Source organism: Lysobacter sp. OAE881, from assembly GCF_040546665.1.
GTDB classification, from domain to species: domain Bacteria; phylum Pseudomonadota; class Gammaproteobacteria; order Xanthomonadales; family Xanthomonadaceae; genus Lysobacter_J; species Lysobacter_J soli.
In genome coordinates, this window is record NZ_JBEPOG010000001.1 from 2,822,831 (window position 1) to 2,840,100 (window position 17,270).

Here is a 17,270-nt window from a genome sequence, read left to right on the forward strand (position 1 = left end):
GATGATCGCTGCGCTTGGGTACACCCCACGCAAGCCAGCCTCTGACGTTACATATTCCGCCGGTACTCGCCACCAACGTCATACAGCGCATGACTGATCTGCCCAAGGCTATGCGTCTTGACCGCCTCCATCAAACTGGCAAACACATTCCGCCGCTCCCGAGCCGTCGCCTGTAGCGCCTTCAACCCCTCCGGCGCATAGCCGTTGCGGTTGCCCTGGTAGCCGGCGACGTTGTCGATCTGCTGGCCCTTTTCGCTTTCGGTGGAGCGGATCAGTTCGATCTCGGTGACGATGTCGCCGCCGTGGTCCTTCGGCAGGAAGGTGTTCACGCCGATCAGCGGCAGGGTGCCGTCGTGCTTCTTGTGCTCGTAGTACAGGCTCTCTTCCTGGATCTTGCCGCGCTGGTACATGGTGTCCATGGCGCCCAGCACGCCGCCGCGTTCGCTGATGGCTTCGAATTCCTTGTAGACGGCTTCCTCGACGATGTCGGTGAGCTTGTCGACGATGAAGCTGCCCTGCCAGGGGTTCTCGTTGAAGTTGAGCCCCAGTTCCTTGTTGATGATCATCTGGATGGCGACGGCGCGGCGCACGCTTTCTTCGGTCGGCGTGGTGATGGCTTCGTCGTATGCATTCGTATGGAGGCTGTTGCAGTTGTCGAACAGCGCGTACAGCGCCTGCAGCGTGGTGCGGATGTCGTTGAACTGGATTTCCTGCGCGTGCAGCGACCGGCCGCTGGTCTGGATGTGGTACTTCATCATCTGGCTGCGCGCGGACGCGCCGTAACGCTCGCGCATGGCGCGCGCCCAGATGCGGCGGGCGACGCGGCCGATGACGGTGTATTCCGGGTCCATGCCGTTTGAGAAGAAGAACGACAGGTTGGGCGCGAAGTCGTCGATCTTCATGCCGCGCGCGAGGTAGTACTCCACGATAGTGAAGCCGTTGCTGAGCGTGAAAGCCAGCTGGCTGATCGGGTTCGCGCCGGCTTCGGCGATGTGGTAACCGCTGATGGACACCGAGTAGAAGTTGCGGACGTTCTTGTCCACGAAGTACTGCTGGATGTCGCCCATCATGCGCAGGGCGAACTCGGTGCTGAAGATGCAGGTGTTCTGCGCCTGGTCCTCTTTCAGGATGTCGGCCTGCACGGTGCCGCGCACGGTGGCCAGCGTCTGCGCCTTGATGTTGGCGTAGGTTTCAGCGTCGACGACCTGGTCGCCGGTCAGGCCCAGCAGGCCCAGGCCGAGGCCGTCGTTACCTTCGGGCAACATGCCGCTGTATTCGGGGCGCTTGCGACCTTCGAACAGCATTTCGATCTTGTCGTGCGCTTCGTTCCAGCGCGCGTCGTCGCTTCGCAGGTACTTTTCGACCTGCTGGTCGATGGCGGTGTTCATGAACATCGCGAGGATGATCGGCGCCGGGCCGTTGATGGTCATCGACACCGACGTACTCGGCGCGCACAGGTCGAAGCCGGAGTACAGCTTCTTCATGTCGTCGAGCGTGGCGATGTTGACGCCGGAGTTGCCGATCTTGCCGAAGATGTCGGGGCGCACGGCGGGGTCTTCGCCGTAGAGCGTGACGCTGTCGAACGCGGTGGACAGGCGCGCGGCCGGCTGGCCGACGGACAGGTAATGGAAGCGGCGGTTGGTGCGCTCCGGCGTGCCTTCGCCGGCGAACATGCGGATGGGATCCTCGCCGGTGCGGCGGTACGGATACACGCCGCCGGTGTACGGGTAGTAGCCCGGAAGGTTTTCCTTCTGCAGGAAGGTCAGCAGTTCGCCCCAGCTCTTGTAGGTAGGCGCGGCGATCTTCGGGATCTTCTGGTGGCTCAGCGATTCGCGGTAGTTCTCGACGCGGATCGTCTTGTCGCGCACCTGGTATTCGTTGACTTCGTCGGTGATCGACTTCAGGCGCGCGGGCCAGTCGCGCAGGAGCTTCAGCGCTTCGGACGTGAGCGACTGCACGGCGTCGTTGTAGCGCTGGCGCAAGGTGAGGAGCGTCTTGTCGCCGCCGTCGGTGAGGGCGTCGGCGGCGTAGAGGTCCAGCGCCTTCGGCAGCGCTCCATCGCCAAGATCATTCAGCGACTGCCAGTAGCTCTGCGCGCGATCGGCGACTTCCGCCTGCGTTTCGATCTTTGCGTTGATGCTGCGGCCCTGCTCGGCGATCTCGGCCAGATACCGCACGCGGGCGCCCGGAATCAGCACCGTGGCGCGCGGTTCCTTCAGCGAGGTGTCGATCTCCGGCGTCCACTTGTCGGCCGGCAGCTGGAGCTTGTCGCGCAGCAGGCGGCAGAGGTTGGCGAACATCCAGCTGATGCCGGGGTCGTTGAACTGCGAGGCGATGGTCGGATAGACCGGCACGTCCTCGTCCTTGGTCTGGAAGGCGACGCGGTTGCGCTTCCACTGCTTGCGCACGTCGCGCAGGGCGTCTTCCGCGCCGCGCTTGTCGAACTTGTTGAGCACGACGAGCTCGGCGAAGTCGAGCATGTCGATCTTCTCCAGCTGGCTCGGCGCGCCGAAGTCGCTGGTCATCACGTACATCGGGAAATCGACGAGGTCGACGATTTCAGAATCACTCTGGCCGATGCCCGCGGTTTCGACGATGACCAGGTCGTAGCCCAGGCCCTTGAGGAACCCGATGCAGTCCTTCAGCACGGTATTGGTGGCGGCGTGCTGGCGGCGCGTGGCCATCGAACGCATATAGACGCGCTTGGAACGCAGCGAGTTCATGCGGATGCGATCGCCCAGCAGCGCGCCACCGGTGCGGCGCCGCGTGGGGTCGACGGAGATCACGGCGATGCGCATCTCCGGGAAGGCGGCGAGGAAACGGTTGAGCAGTTCGTCGGTGACCGACGACTTGCCGGCGCCGCCGGTGCCGGTGATGCCGATGACGGGCGTCTTGCCGCCGGCCAGCTGCCACTGCTTGCGAAGGTGCGCGAGCTGGGCTTCGTCGAAGATGCCCTCCTCGATGGCGCTGAGGGTGTGGCCGATGCTGATTTCGTCGTCGATATCAGCGGTCTTGTCGGGATGCTGCGCGGCCTTGCGCGCATCGCCGGCGCGGCGGATGACGTCCTCGATCATCGCAACGAGGCCCATGTGCATGCCGTCGTTGGGGTGGTAGATGCGCTCGACGCCGTAGGCCTGGAGTTCGCGGATCTCCTCCGGCGTGATCGTGCCGCCGCCGCCGCCGAAGACGCGGATGTGGCCGGCGCCGCGCTCCTTCAGCATGTCGACCATGTACTTGAAGTACTCGACGTGGCCGCCCTGGTAGGACGACAGAGCGATGCCGTCGGCATCCTCCTGCAGCGCGGCGCGGACGACGTCTTCCACCGAGCGGTTGTGGCCCAGGTGGATGACCTCCGCCCCCTGCCCCTGGATCAGGCGCCGCATGATGTTGATGGCGGCGTCGTGCCCGTCGAACAGGCTGGCGGCGGTGACGAACCGCAGCGGGCTGCCGCTCTCATTCAACGCGGGGGTGGCGGCTTCGGGCAGGTTGCTTGCGGGGGTGCTCATGGACGCTCGAAATACGGAAACGGTCGAATCCGTATTGTAGCCCGAGGGGGATTAGGGGCTTGTTGTGCGGCGCGGGAGAGCTGGCAGCCGCCGCAGCTGTGGCATCTCTGGCGTGGGTTTCGGGATATAGGAATTGCTAGCGCGGCCTGGTCGCACGTCCGGCCCTCACCCGAACCCCTCTCCCGCGCGCGGAGAGGGGCTACGAGTCGTCATTCCAGCGGAAGCTGGAATCCATCTTGATTTTCTCGGCGCGCAAGGCAGTCGGCATCGCGAGCGCGGGCGTAGTCGCTCGTCCCGACCCTCACCCCAACCCCTCTCCCGGGGGGAGAGGGGCTAAAGGCCGTTGTCCCGGCGAAGGCCGGGATCCAGGCTGGCATGCGTTCAACCCTGTCGCCCGGTGGCTTCAGACGCGACGGGCCTGGGTCCAGGCGTTCGCCGGGATGACGGGGATCGGATGAAGGGCATGGAGATGCCGGCACGCGATTCGATGCATCAACCTTGGGGAACCCGTGAGACTCCAGCAACCGCCCGTCCCGGCAAAGTCGCCCTTCCTTTCTGGCTACACTCGCCGTCCGATCACGCGAACCGCCATGAACGAAGACGCCGTCCTGCTCGACCTCCGCCGCCGCGCCCACGACGGGTCGCCGCAGGCGCTCTATCAGCTGGCCTCGGCGCTGGTGGCACGGCACGAACTGGACGAAGCGTTCACCCTGCATCGCCGCGCCGCCGAAGCCGGGCTGGCGAACGCGCAGATCGAATACGCCCGCATGCTGATGTACGGCGTGGGTTGCGATGCCGAGCCGCTGCGCGCGGCGGAATGGCTGCTGCGTGCCGAATCGGTGGGAAGCCCGATCGCCTCGTATTTCCTCGCGCTGATGTCGCTGGGCGGACGCACGTTGCCGCGCGATGGCCGCATCAACGAGCGCGTGCTGCGCGCGGTTCGCGCCGATTACCCGCCGGCGCTGCGCGCGGCTGCCGTGCATTTCGGCCGCAAGGCCGATCCGGCGGACCAGCTGCGCTGCCTGCAGTTGCTCGAACGCGGCGCGGGGCTCGGCGATGTGATCGCGGCGCGACTGTTCCTGGAGCGCATCACCCGCGGCGAAGGCGACGTGCCGCAGCCCGAAGCCGCCGCCGATCTGCGCGGGCAGTTGCAGGCGATTGGCGTGGGATCGTTGCCGGAGATCGTCGTGCCGGAGTTCGCGCGGAGCGAAACCGCACCGGGCGTGCTGTCGATGGACGACGTATTGCAGCCGATGGATCTGCATCTGCAATCCACGCGGCCGCGCGTGATGACGGTGGACGGCCTGCTCAGCGCCGAGGAATGCAGGCTGCTGATCGCGAATGCCGAAGTGCACCTCACGCGTTCGCGCACGGTCGATCCGGACACCGGGTTGCCGATGGAGCAGGAGATCCGCACCAGCAGCGACGCGTCCTTCGACGCGATCCAGGAAGACCTCGCGCTGCGCTGCGTGCAACTGCGCATGGCCAGCGCGGCTGGCATGCCACTCGACCACGCCGAACATCTGGTCGTGCTCCGTTACGAGCCAGGGCAGGAATACCGCCCCCATCGCGACTACCGCCCGCCGAGCTCGATCGAACGCGACCGCCCGGAAGCCGGCAACCGCATGCGCACGATCTGCGCCTACCTCAACACGGTGGAAGCCGGCGGGCAGACCGAGTTCCCGGTCGCCGCGCTGCGCGTCGAACCGCGGCCGGGCCGCGCGGTGGTGTTCGAGAACCTGCATCCGGACGGCTCGCCCGACCCGGATTCGCTGCACGCCGGCTTACCGGTGGAACGCGGCGAGAAATGGCTCGCAACGCTCTGGCTGCGCCAGGGACGCTACCGGGCTTTCTGAACGGGCAGCGCGGGCGAAGCCGTCCGTCGGCATGCCTGTCCCCTCCGGCCGATTGGATTAGACTGTCGCGCCTGCGGCGGGGTCCTGGACCTTGGCCGCAGTGTCATTTCCATTTCGATTCAACGACTTACCCATCACAGTTGGCGTAAAGCGCGACGCGCAACCTCTCGCGCCAACAGCGGAGCACCCGATGATTTTCGAAACGCTGGACACCTTCGGCCACGAGCAGGTCGTGTTTTGCCACAACAAGGACGCGGGCCTGAAGGCCATCATCGCGATCCACAACACCGTGCTCGGTCCGGCCCTCGGCGGTACGCGCATGTGGCCGTACAAGACCGAGCAGGACGCGCTCAACGACGTGCTCCGCCTCTCGCGCGGCATGACCTACAAGAACGCGGTTGCCGGCCTGAACATCGGCGGCGGCAAGGCGGTGATCATCGGCGATCCGTCCACCGACAAGTCCGAGGCGCTGTTCCGCGCGTTCGGCCAGTTCGTCGAGGCGCTCGGCGGCCGTTACATCACGGCTGAGGACGTCGGCATCGACGTCAACGACATGGAATACGTATACCGCGAGACCGAGTACGTCACCGGCGTGCACCAGGTCCACGGCGGTTCGGGCGACCCGTCGCCGTTCACCGCCTACGGCACGCTGCAGGGCCTGATGGCCACGCTCAACAAGCGTTTCGGCGACGAGGAAGTCGGCAAGTATTCCTACGCCGTGCAGGGCCTCGGCCACGTGGGCATGGAGTTCGTGAAGCTGCTCAAGGAGCGCGGCGCGAAGATCTTCGCAACCGACATCAACAAGGGCCTGGTCGACAAGGCCGTCTCGGAATACGGCGTTGAAGCCGTGGGCCTGGACGAGATCTACGACGTGCCGGCCGACGTGTACTCGCCGTGCGCGCTGGGCGGCACCGTCAACGAAGGCACCCTGCCCCGCCTGAAGGCCAAGGTCATCTGCGGCGCGGCCAACAACCAGCTGGCCAACAACGCCATCGGCGACGAAGTGGCCAAGCGCGGCATCCTGTACGCGCCGGACTACGCGGTGAACGCCGGCGGCGTGATGAACGTGGCGCTGGAACTCGACGGCTACAACCGCGAGCGCGCCATGCGCATGATGCGTACGATCTACCACAACCTCGCGCGCATCTTCGAGATCGCCGAGCGTGACGCGATCCCGACCTACCGCGCGGCCGACCGCCTGGCCGAAGAGCGCATCACCGCGATCGGCAAGCTGAAGCTGCCGCTGGGTCGCAGCGCTCCGCGTTTCCAGGGCAGGATTCGCGGCGGGCACTGATTTTCCAGTCTCGACTGGAAAATCCCCAAAGTTTGCATTCGCAAACTTCGGGCCCCAGCAGTCTTCCTCCAAATCCCCGCCGCTGCCGCGGCGCCCCCTTTACTAAAGGGGGCTGTGGGCCGCGGAGGACGTGGCAGCGGTTGCAGCGCAATGATTCGAGAAACGCCCGGCTTGTCCGGGCGTTTTCTTTTGTGGGTCTTCTTGCATCGAGACGCCACTGTCCCCTCCACCGTCATCCCGGCGAACGCCGGGACCCAGGCTCACGCTATGACAGAAGCGGCTTATCACTGACGATCAGCGGTATCAGCCTGGATCCCGGCCTGCGCCGGGATGACGGGGTTGGTACGCGACAAACGGCCTGCTTTTCAGGCAATTCCGAAAGACGCCGCACAACGCCCGGCGCAAAGTGGCATCCCCCTACTCGGAGTTGCCTTCATGCGCATCGCCCTTCCCCTTGCCGCCCTCGGTCTCGCCGCTGCCTTCGCAGCCAACGCCGGCGATGGCCGCATCGACTACGACCATCAGGCGCAATGGCAGTCCGCGCACGACATGGCGCAGTCGCCGATCGACATCGTCACGCACGACGCCGTCGCCGCGCGCGACGACGAACCGCAGGCGCTGGTGTTCACGCACACGCACGCGCCGATGGAAGCCGTCGACAACGGCCACGCGGTGGAAGTCGAAACGCACGCCACCGACGCGACGATCCGCGGCCGGCACTTCGCGCTGACGCAGTTCCACTTCCACGCGGAGAGCGAGCACACCATCGACGGCCGGCACTATCCGCTGGAAGGCCACTACGTCTTCAAGGCGCAGGACGGGCGCCTGGCCGTGGTCGGCGTGATGTACCAGGTCGGCAAGGCCAATCCGCAGGCGCAGGCGGTGCTCGACAGCCTCGCGCACAAAAAGAACGCGCCGCACGAGGTCGACATCGACGCGCTGCTGCCGGCGCAACGCGGCTACTACCACTACCTTGGCTCGCTCACCACGCCGCCGCTGACCGAGAACGTGGAGTGGTACGTGCTGCCGGCGCCGGTCACGATGTCGAAGAAGCAGATCGACGCGTTCCTGGCGCACTACCGCCACAACAACCGCAACGTGCAGCCGCTGAACGGCCGTCCGCTGGTCCACGCCGAAGGCTGATCGCCACGGCTTTCGCGCAATCGCGCCCCGCACCGTTGCGTACGGTGGCGGGGCGCTTCGCTTTGGGCCCCTGAAACCGCGGTTTTATTGCACCGCACGACGACCGATTCACCGCCTCCGCCTAGAATTGGCGCATCGCGCGCGGCGTTCGATCGCGCCGCCCTCTCGAACACAAGGATTCCCATGCGCCCTTTCCCCCTCGGTGACGAAATCGATGCCCTGCGCGACGCCGTTCGCCGCTTCGCCGAGGTCGAGATCGCACCGCGCGCGGCGCAGATCGACGAGGAGAACTGGTTCCCGCAGGACCTGTGGCCGAAGCTCGGCGAAATGGGCCTGCTCGGAATGACGGTCCCCGCCGAGTATGGCGGCAGCGAGATGGGTTACCTCGCGCACCTGGTCGCGATGGAAGAGATCTCGCGCGCGTCCGGCTCGGTCGGCCTGAGCTACGGCGCGCATTCGAATCTGTGCGTGAGCAACCTCTACGCGAACGGCACCGACGCGCAACGCCAGAAGTACCTGCCGAAGCTGTGCAGCGGCGAATGGAAGGGCGCGCTCGCGATGAGCGAACCGGGCGCGGGTTCGGACGTGGTCGGATCGATGAGTTGCCGCGCCGAGCTTCGCGACGGCACGTGGATCGCGAACGGCAACAAGATGTGGATCACCAACGGCCCGGAAGCCGACGTGCTGATCGTCTACATGCGCACCGCTGGCAAGGACGCGGGCAGCCAGTGCATGACGGCCTTCATCGTCGAGAAGGGCATGAAGGGTTTCTCCACCGCGCAGAAGCTCGACAAGTTCGGCATGCGTGGCTCCAACACGTGCGAACTGGTGTTCGAGAACTGCGAGATTCCGGCCGAGAACGTGCTCGGCGAAGTGAACCGCGGCGTGAAGGTGCTGATGAGCGGCCTGAACACCGAACGCCTCGTGCTGACCGGCGGGCCGATCGGCCTGATGCAGGCGGCGCTCGACATCGCCCTGCCCTACGTGCGCGAACGCAAGCAGTTCAACGCGGCCATCGGTACGTTCGGGCTGATGCAGGGCAAGATCGCCGACATGTACACCGCGCTGCAGTCGAGCCGCGCGTTCGCCTACCAGGTGGGCCGCGATTTCGATGCCGGCCATCGCAGCCGCGTCGATGCCGCCTCGTGCCTGCTGCATGCGTCGGAAGCCGCGGTGCAGGTCGCGCTGGAAGGCATCCAGGCGCTCGGCGGCAACGGCTACATCAACGAGTTCCCGACCGGCCGCATCCTGCGCGATGCCAAGCTCTACGCCATCGGCGCGGGCACGAACGAAATCCGCCGCATGCTGATCGGCCGCGAGCTGTTCGAAGAGCGGCACTGAGCCGTCGCGAAGCCGTAGCCTGAAACGAAACGGCCGTCGAATCGACGGCCGTTTTGCATTGCACGGACGGTGCGATCAGAACGCGGTCGTCCAGGTGGCCATGGCGCCGGTCCACTGCTCCGTGCCGGCATGACGGGCGTCGAGGTCGAATCGCAGCGTGTTGCGACGGCCGATGCCCGCTTCAAGCCCAAGGCCGAACAGGCCGACGTTGCGATCCAGTCCGTCGGCGACGATCGGCGCCCACGCGTCCATGCCGGTGAAGCGAGCCTGGAGGGTTTCGCCCGACTGCGACAGCAGATGCTGCCATTCGATGCGACCGCTGAGCGCCCAGCGGGTCGTGGCGCCGAGCCACTCGTGGCTCCAGCGCGCGCCGGCCAGCGCCTGCGTGGCCGACATCGAGGCGTCGTTCGTGGTCAGGCCGAAGCCGGACGCGCCCTGTTCGCTGAAACCATCGCGTGCCAGCGCCAGTGCCTGCACACCCAGGTACGGCGTGACGGTGCTGCCACCGAACGGAATGCGCCGACCCGATTGCAGCGAAAGCGCGCCATAGCGGTGCGCGTAGTCGCTCGACACGCGGTAGGCCTCGTCGCCCAGCACCACCTCGCGCTGCAGCCAGCGCTGCATGTGGCCGAACCCGGCGCTGCCGAGCACGAACCCGCCCTCTCCCAGGTTCCACGACGCATACACCTGCGCATCGACCTGGCGATTGCGTTCGCGATCGAAGCGTTGCGAGTGCCAGGCGTTGCCGCTGGTTTCCGACAGCAACGTACCAACGGTCAGGTGGGCGTTCCAGAGGCGATCGAATCCGAGCATCCAACCCCGCGAATCCACGTCGAACGCCGACCATTGCCGCTTTCCGTCGAGCGATCGCGACCACGCACCTGCGGCGCTGCCCCCGGCGAACGAATCCAGGCGCGACTCCAGGGCGTTGCGGCTATCGTCGATCGCCATCATCGCGAAGGCAGAGTCGGCGTCGTGGAGTTCACCCGACAAGCTCGCGAGCGAGCGATCGAGCACGTCCATCGACGCGATCCGCTGCAGCCTGCCGGCCGCATCGACGAAATCAGCTTCGGGCGAGGCGCCCTGCCTGGTCAGTGCGTCGATGCGATCGAATGCGTCGTCCAGCCGCTCGGCGCCCCCGACTGCGGCCGGGGCGAGCGCTGCATTGATCGCGAGCGATCGCGCTTCGGCTCGCACGACGTCCAGCCAGACGCTGTTGGCGTCCTGCATCAGCGTCGATTCGAGCAGCAGGTACTGCGAGGCGATCACGCGCCAGAACCGGCCGCCGACGCCACCGTCCGCGATAAGTATGGTCGTATGGTCGTTGGCGATGTACCCCGGGCGCATGCCGATGACGTGGAGCTCGCCGTCCAGCGTCGCCCGACCCTTCAGGTGCATGGGGCGATCGCCAAGCATGAACTGGTAGTCCGCGCTGCTGCCCTGGGTGTAGTCGCCCTCGAACACCGCATCGGCCGAAGTCGAGGTCTGGTAGGTAAATTTTGCCTGGTTGTCGATGTCGCCCTTCACCACCAAGGGCTGGCGATAACTGTCGGGCGTGATCGCCAGGGTGCCTTGGGCCACCGATCGCAGATCGCCTTCGTATGTGCCGCCGGAAGCCTGGAAGATGCCGCCCTCCACCACCACCGGCGACTTCATCGAAAAACCGGATGTGAGGATCGGCCCCTGGACGGTCGTCGTGCCCGTGTAGGTGGTTGGCGCTTCAAGGGACAAGGTGCTGAAGGTGCCATCGGTGCTATGCACGCGCAGCCCCCCGTCGCCGGAGATCGGATTGAGGAAGGTCCAGGTGGTGCGACTACCGAGCTCCACCTTGAAGTCGCCGCCGCTGAAGTACGTCGGCCCGCGCACCGCCTTGGCGACGTCGAGCAGGCCCCAGCCGAACGCAGCGTCGACGCCCGGATCGCCCAGATCCTTCGCGGTGCGCAGCAGGATCTGCTGTACCTGCTCGCTGCTGAGCGTCGGAAAGCGCTGCCACACCAGCGCCGCAGCGCCGGCCACCTGCGCGGAGGCGTACTCGGTGCCGTGCACCTGTTGATACGTCGGTGCCTCGGCGGTCGCATCCAGCGCCGTTACGGTGACATCGCCTGGCGCGACCATGCAGTAGTCACGCGTGTCACCGCACGCGTTCGAATAGGACGCCAGCTTGTTCGTGTCCGTGGACTGCACTGCGCCGACGTTGATCCAGCCGCGCTTGAGCTGCGTGGGATAAAGCCCCACTTCCGGCTTCTCCGACAAGGCCGGCAGCATGGCCAGCTGCGAGGGCTGGCTGGCTCCCGCGTTGCCCGTCGGCACGACGGCCAGTTGTGAGTCCGCACCAATAGTGACCGCACCCGAGAGGACCGATGCGAGCGATGCCCCCACGCGTTCGTCGTCCCACCAGAGCGCGTCGGTCGCAATGTTGAGGACGCGTCCACGACCGCCATAGCCTTCGGAACCAATTGCGGTGATCAACGGATCGGCGGCGGTGAGCTTCTGCTTGCCACCGGGCTTGGCGGCTTCGTCGGTGATCACCCGCAACGACGTCAGGTGTGCTTCGGGCGCCACGCCTCGCGGCCAACGGCCGACCTTGCTACCGGCAGCGATCTGGGCGACCTGGGTGCCATGTCCGCTGGTGTCGACCGCGGTGTAGGTGCCAGGCGCCACCGTGTCGGCCGAATACCGAACGCGAGACGCCAGCGCGGGATGGTCGCGCTTCAGTCCGGTGTCGATCACCACGATGCCGACGCCCTTGCCGGTGAGGCCCTGTTCCTGCGCCTCGTAGGCGCGGGTGAAGTACAGGTGCGCATCAACGATTGGTCCATGGCCCGGGACGTCGGGTTCGGTCGGGGCCGGCGCGGGCGGAGTCGGCGAAGGATCAGACGGCGGAGGGGACGTGACCGGCGGAGGCGTCGTCGGTGTCGTCGGTGTCATCGCACCGCCGCCGGGCGCAGGCGCCGGCGGCGGATCGCTGCGGACGTTCCCGCCGCCGCCACCCCCACCACACCCGACCAGCCCCATGACGCACAACCCCAACATCACGCCGCGCGCCAGCGGCGCGCGCGTCGGCATCCCTTCCATGTTTGTCCCCTTTGGCGCTGCTCGCACCGCCCCCCGGCGGTCAGGCGCGCAGCGCTAATACCGATTGCATCATGAATGTCCCGGCCACGCACGTGCCGGCCCTGGGGCGTCGGCCGATCAGAACGCCATCGTCCAGTTGAGCATCGCCTGCGTCCACGTTTCGCCGTGATCGCTGCGTGCATCGACGTCCAGGCTCAGGCGGCTGTTGTAGCGCAGCCAGGTGCCAATGCCGAAGCCCAGCACGCCGACGTCGCGATCCAGCGCACCGCCGAGGATCGGCGACCACACCTCCAATGCGGTGAAGCGCGCCTGGATGTCGCCACCGGATTGCGAGAGCAGGCGCTGCCATTCCGCGCGTGCCTGAAGGTCCCATTGCGTCCAACCGACGTTCCATTGCGTCGCATAGCGCGCGCCGAGCAAGGCCTGGCTGACGCGCATCGACGATGCATCGGTGCTCAGGCCGAACCCGACCGCGCCCGCTTCACTGAAACCATCGCGTTCCAGCTGCAGGTTCTGCACGCCGACGTAAGGCGTGATGCGCCCCTCACCGACGTTCATCGGCAAGCCGGCCTGCATGCCGACGCTCGCATAACGCTGCGCGTAGTCGGTGCCGAGGCGGAACGCGTCCGCGCCGAGCAGCACGTCACGACGCGTCCAGCGCTGCATGCGGCCGACGGCAACGCTGCCGAGCAGGTAGCCCTGCCCGAGGTCGTAGCTCGCGTAGAACTGCGCTTCCAGCTGGCGGTTGTGTTCGCGATCGAAGCGCTGCTCGTGGTGCGCGTAACCTTCGGTCTGCGCGAGCGCGGCGCCGACGGTCAGCGCGCCGACGCGGCGATCCTGGCCGGCCATCCAGCCATCGGCCTGCATGTCGAAACGGGCGAGCGCACGCTGGGAGTCGAGGTCGTCGAACCACGCGCCACCGAGCGGCGCGTCCTGCAGCGCGTCGATGCGCGATTCCAGCGCGCGGCGGTTGCCTTCGATCGCCATCATCGCAAACGCGGTGTCGGCGACGTGCAGCTCGCCGGAGAGGCTCGACAGCGTCTGCTCGGCCGCGGCCGCAGTCGGCGAGCCTTGGATCGCACCGGCGCCAGTGAGGACGTTGTCGGGGACAGCCGCGCCCTGATCGATGGCATCGAACGTACCCTCCACGCGCTGCGCACTGCCGACCGATGTGGCGGTCAAGCCCATGGATTGCGCGGTGGCCGTCACATCGAGACGGCGCACATCGAGCCAGACGTCGGTGGGTCCGTACTTGATGGTCGCGTCCAGGAACACGCCGGGCGCGGAGCTGAGCGAGGCGAAGCTGCCTACGATGCTCGGCGCGCTGAGGAAAGGCGTGTAGCTGCTCGCGACGTAACCCGAACGCGCGCCAAGGACGTGGAGATCGCCGCCGAGCGTAGCCGTGCCCTCCACATAGAGCCAGGCGCCCAGGAGGATGCTCAGGCGCCCGCTTGCGGTCTGCTGGTAATCACCGACAACGCGCGCCACATTGTCGACGCGGAACGTTCCCGAGTTCTCGACGGCGCCGAAACGCGCATAGCCCGATAGGGTTCCCTGTGGGCCGATCGTCACCGGCGAGGTGATTTCCGACGAGACCTGCAGTTCGCCGCCCAGCACCTGCGTACGGCCGGCGTAGCTGCCGCGCTCGCTGAGGATCAGCTTGCCGGCACCCTGCTTGATGAGCCCACCCGCGCCGCTGATAGGGTTGGCCCATGTCGAGGAGGTGCCATCAGGTACCGTGACGTTCGCGTCACCCCAGTCGAACTTGGTGGGCCCGCGCATCGCCCACGCAATATTGAGCAGGCCGTAGCCGAAGGTCGCATCCGGTCCGGGTTGACCCAGATCGGTCGCTCCCCCCAGCAACGTCTGCCGAACCATGTCGTTGCTGAAGTACGGGAACGCCTGCCACACCAGCGCCGCGGCGCCCGATACCTGCGGGGCCGCGAGCGATGTACCGCTCCATCGCCAGTAGGTTGGACTGGTGGGACCGTCCGTGGTGCCCGTCACCGCGACCGTGCCGGGAGCAGCGAGGCAATAGCGCATCGCGACGCCGCACGCATTCGCATACACCACGCCTTTGGTGTCGACGTCGAGTTGCTGGGTGTTGTTCGGATTGACGGCAGTGACGGCCAGCCAGCCACGTTCCAGGTCGGCTGCGGGAAGCGTGCCATTGAGGCCGACCTGGCTCGGCAAAGCCGCCATGCTCGACGGGTTTGCGCCACCTTCGTTGCCGGTGGCGAACACGACCAGACCATTGTTGGAATTGATGAAAGGGCGGTATTCGTCGGCGATGGGGCCCGTCGCGGCGGGGTTAGTCCAGTACAGGCCACCCCAGGAATTGTTCATGACGCGCACGCCACGGTTGATCAGGTCCTGATGGATCGCTTTCAGCCCTATCGCGCCGTCGACTTCATTGCCTTGGCCCGAACCGTCATCCTTCGGATCTTCGTCGTAGAGGATCCGGGCGGAGACGATCTCCGCGCCCGGCGCGATACCGCCGGGCCAAGCCCCGAAAGGGGTGCCCGCGGCGATCTGCGACACGGCCGTACCATGGCCGGCGACATCGTCCACCGCGAGATTGTTGGGCGGGGACGCGACGTAATTGAGATTGGCGACGACGCGCGGCGCCAGTGCCGGATGGTTGCGCATCACGCCGCTGTCGACGACGCCGATGCGCACGCCTTTGCCAGTGATTCCGGCGCGGTGAGCGAAGTCCGCAGCCGTCAACGAAATATGCTGGCTATAGGCCGGGCTCGGCGTCGATACGACGGGGGGTGTCGGGTTGGTCGGCGGAGGCGGTGTGGTGGGCGTGGTGGGCGCATACAGCGGTGGCGTCTCGCGCACGTTCCCGCCACCCCCACCGCCGCCGCAGGCGGCCAGCCCCATCAAGCCCGAGCACAGCAGCACGCTGCGCATCGCCGTCACCAGTTCCTTGTGCCTGTAATGCATGACGCTCCCCATCTGAATGAAATCGCATCGCTCCCCAGCGATCGCGAATCGAGTATCGACCCAATGCGGATCGTCCACAATCAATCGGCACGAACCGGTGACGGAAACCGCGTCGGGCGCCACATTCCGCGCACATCGGTGAACGCGATGAACGCCATCCACACCCGACCTCTGGGTTGCGACGACTGGTCCATCGTCGAAACGCTGTTCGGCCCACGTGGTGCCTGCGACGGGTGCTGGTGCATGTGGTGGCGCGTGCCGATGGGCTGGCGCGCGTGGGAGGCAGCGAAAGGCGAACCCAACCGCGAGGCGTTTCGCAAACTCGTCAACGCCGGCGCGGCGTCCGGTGTGCTCGCATTCGTCGATCATGAGGCGGCCGGCTGGTGCGCGATCGGCCCGCGCGCGGAGTTCCCCAGGTCGACCGGAGCAAGTCGCTGGTTCGCCAATGGTCCGCCGATACCTGGTCGCTCAACTGCCTGTATGTGCCGCCGCGCTGGCGCGGTGTCGGGGTGGCCCGGGCGCTGGTGGCTGCCGCGGTGGAGCTGGCCCGGCAGCGGGGCGCGACCGAGGTCGAGGCGTACCCGCAATCCTTGCCGCCGGGGGAGCGGCAGGCCGGAGCGTTCGTCTGGACCGGCGTGCCCTCGCTTTATGAGCCGTTGGGGTTTCGCCGGCAGGGCGAACCAGGACGTGGCCGCGCCCTGTTCCTGCTGAAGCTGGGCTGAGCCCGGTTTGCCGCGCCGCAGCACGGCCCCGCATAATCGGAGGGTTCCGGCCGCTCGCGCCGGCCGCTGTCACGGTTCGACCTTCAGTTGGAGTCCTCATGAGCGACGTCGTCATCGTCGGTGCCAAGCGCACCGCCATCGGTTCCTTCCTCGGCCAGTTCACCGGCGTCCCGACCCCCGCGCTGGGTACGGCCGCGATCACGGGTGCGCTCGAACATGCCGGCGTCGCCGCCGACCAGGTCGACGAAGTGATCATGGGGTGCGTGCTGCCGGCCGGCCTGGGCCAGGCGCCCGCCCGCCAGGCCGCGCTGGGTGCAGGCCTTCCCACCTCCGCCGGTTGCACGACCATCAACAAGGTCTGCGGCTCCGGCATGAAGGCGATCATGCTGGCGCATGACCTCATCAAGGCCGGTTCGGCCAATGTCGTCGTCGCCGGTGGCATGGAGTCGATGACCAATGCGCCGCACCTGCTCAACAACTCGCGCACCGGCATCCGCTACGGCAGCGCGGAGTTCCTCGACCACATGGCGTGGGATGGCCTGACCAATCCGTACGACGGCAAGGCGATGGGCGTGTTCGGCGATGCAACGAGCCACAAGTACGGCTTCGATCGCGAAGCGCTCGATGCGTACTCGACCGAAAGCGCGCGTCGCGCGCAGGCGGCGGTGAGCGGTGGTGCGTTCAAGGACGAAGTCGTGCCGGTCACGGTCAAGGGTCGCAAGGGCGACGTCGTCGTCGACACCGACGAGGAGCCGGGCAAGATCGACCTGGCGAAGATCCCCACGCTGCGCGCGGCATTCGGCAAGGATGGCGTGCTGACTGCTGCGTCGTCCTCGAAGATTTCCGACGGTGCCGCGGCCACGCTGCTGATGAGCGCCGACGAAGCCGCCAAGCGTGGCCTGACACCGCTCGCGCGCATCGTCGCGCATGCCGGCCATGCGCAGGCACCGGAGTGGTTCACCACCGCGCCGGTGAAAGCGATTTCAAACGTGTTGACCAAGGCCGGCTGGTCGGTCGACGACGTTGACCTGTTCGAGGTCAATGAAGCGTTTTCCTGTGTGGCCATGGCGCCGATGAAGGACCTGGGCATCTCGCACGAGAAGCTCAACGTCAACGGCGGCGCGGTTGCACTGGGGCATCCCATCGGCGCCAGCGGCGCCCGCCTGGTGGTGACGTTGCTGCACGCGCTGCGTGCACGGGGCGTCAAGAAGGGCGTGGCTTCGCTGTGCATCGGGGGTGGCGAGGCTACCGCTGTCGCCATCGAGCTGCTATAAGGCGTTAAAAACGCATTACCTAAAAAAAACCGGCCAAGCCGCTTGACACGCGTCACCGGCTTGTCATCATGTTATTGACGCGCAATTGCGCGTTGCCTAACTAAACGACG

Annotated in this window: 9 protein-coding genes; 6 read left to right on the forward strand and 3 right to left on the reverse strand. The window is 66.6% G+C overall.

What is annotated here, in order from left to right; all coding sequences use genetic code 11:
• Window positions 1-47: 47 nt before the first annotated feature.
• Entirely contained in the window at window positions 48-3,506 is a 3,459-nt protein-coding gene (locus tag ABIE51_RS13105; protein ID WP_192631065.1) for a methylmalonyl-CoA mutase family protein, read from the reverse strand.
• Between the two features lie 590 nt (window positions 3,507-4,096).
• Here ABIE51_RS13105 and ABIE51_RS13110 point away from each other — a divergent pair.
• The 4 genes from ABIE51_RS13110 (at window position 4,097) to ABIE51_RS13125 (ending at window position 9,140) form a co-directional block, all read left to right on the forward strand.
• Window positions 4,097-5,362, forward strand: a complete 1,266-nt coding sequence (locus tag ABIE51_RS13110; protein WP_192631066.1) for a 2OG-Fe(II) oxygenase — start codon at window positions 4,097-4,099, stop codon at window positions 5,360-5,362.
• Window positions 5,363-5,552: 190 nt separating this feature from the next.
• Window positions 5,553-6,656, forward strand: coding sequence for a Glu/Leu/Phe/Val dehydrogenase dimerization domain-containing protein (locus ABIE51_RS13115; RefSeq protein ID WP_115841767.1), 1,104 nt, complete (start codon window positions 5,553-5,555; stop codon window positions 6,654-6,656).
• Window positions 6,657-7,091: 435 nt separating this feature from the next.
• Window positions 7,092-7,799: a carbonic anhydrase gene (locus tag ABIE51_RS13120; protein ID WP_192631067.1), complete on the forward strand. Its 708-nt coding sequence runs from the start codon at window positions 7,092-7,094 to the stop codon at window positions 7,797-7,799.
• A gap of 183 nt (window positions 7,800-7,982) precedes the next feature.
• Window positions 7,983-9,140, forward strand: coding sequence for an isovaleryl-CoA dehydrogenase (locus ABIE51_RS13125; protein WP_115841769.1), 1,158 nt, complete (start codon window positions 7,983-7,985; stop codon window positions 9,138-9,140).
• 75 nt (window positions 9,141-9,215) lie between these two features.
• On the opposite strand, the gene ABIE51_RS13130 is transcribed toward ABIE51_RS13125, so the two are convergent.
• Together ABIE51_RS13130 and ABIE51_RS13135 are read right to left on the reverse strand one after the other, a co-directional pair.
• Window positions 9,216-12,215: a S8 family peptidase gene (locus ABIE51_RS13130; protein ID WP_192631068.1), complete on the reverse strand. Its 3,000-nt coding sequence runs from the start codon at window positions 12,213-12,215 to the stop codon at window positions 9,216-9,218.
• 117 nt (window positions 12,216-12,332) lie between these two features.
• Window positions 12,333-15,533: a S8 family serine peptidase gene (locus ABIE51_RS13135; protein ID WP_192631069.1), complete on the reverse strand. Its 3,201-nt coding sequence runs from the start codon at window positions 15,531-15,533 to the stop codon at window positions 12,333-12,335.
• 14 nt (window positions 15,534-15,547) lie between these two features.
• On the opposite strand from ABIE51_RS13135, the gene ABIE51_RS13140 reads away from it, so the two are divergent.
• Together ABIE51_RS13140 and ABIE51_RS13145 are read left to right on the forward strand one after the other, a co-directional pair.
• Complete coding sequence (locus ABIE51_RS13140) at window positions 15,548-15,886, forward strand: GNAT family N-acetyltransferase (RefSeq protein WP_192631070.1); 339 nt, start codon at window positions 15,548-15,550, stop codon at window positions 15,884-15,886.
• Window positions 15,887-15,984: 98 nt separating this feature from the next.
• Window positions 15,985-17,160, forward strand: a complete 1,176-nt coding sequence (locus tag ABIE51_RS13145) for a thiolase family protein (protein WP_192631071.1) — start codon at window positions 15,985-15,987, stop codon at window positions 17,158-17,160.
• Window positions 17,161-17,270 lie beyond the last annotated feature (110 nt).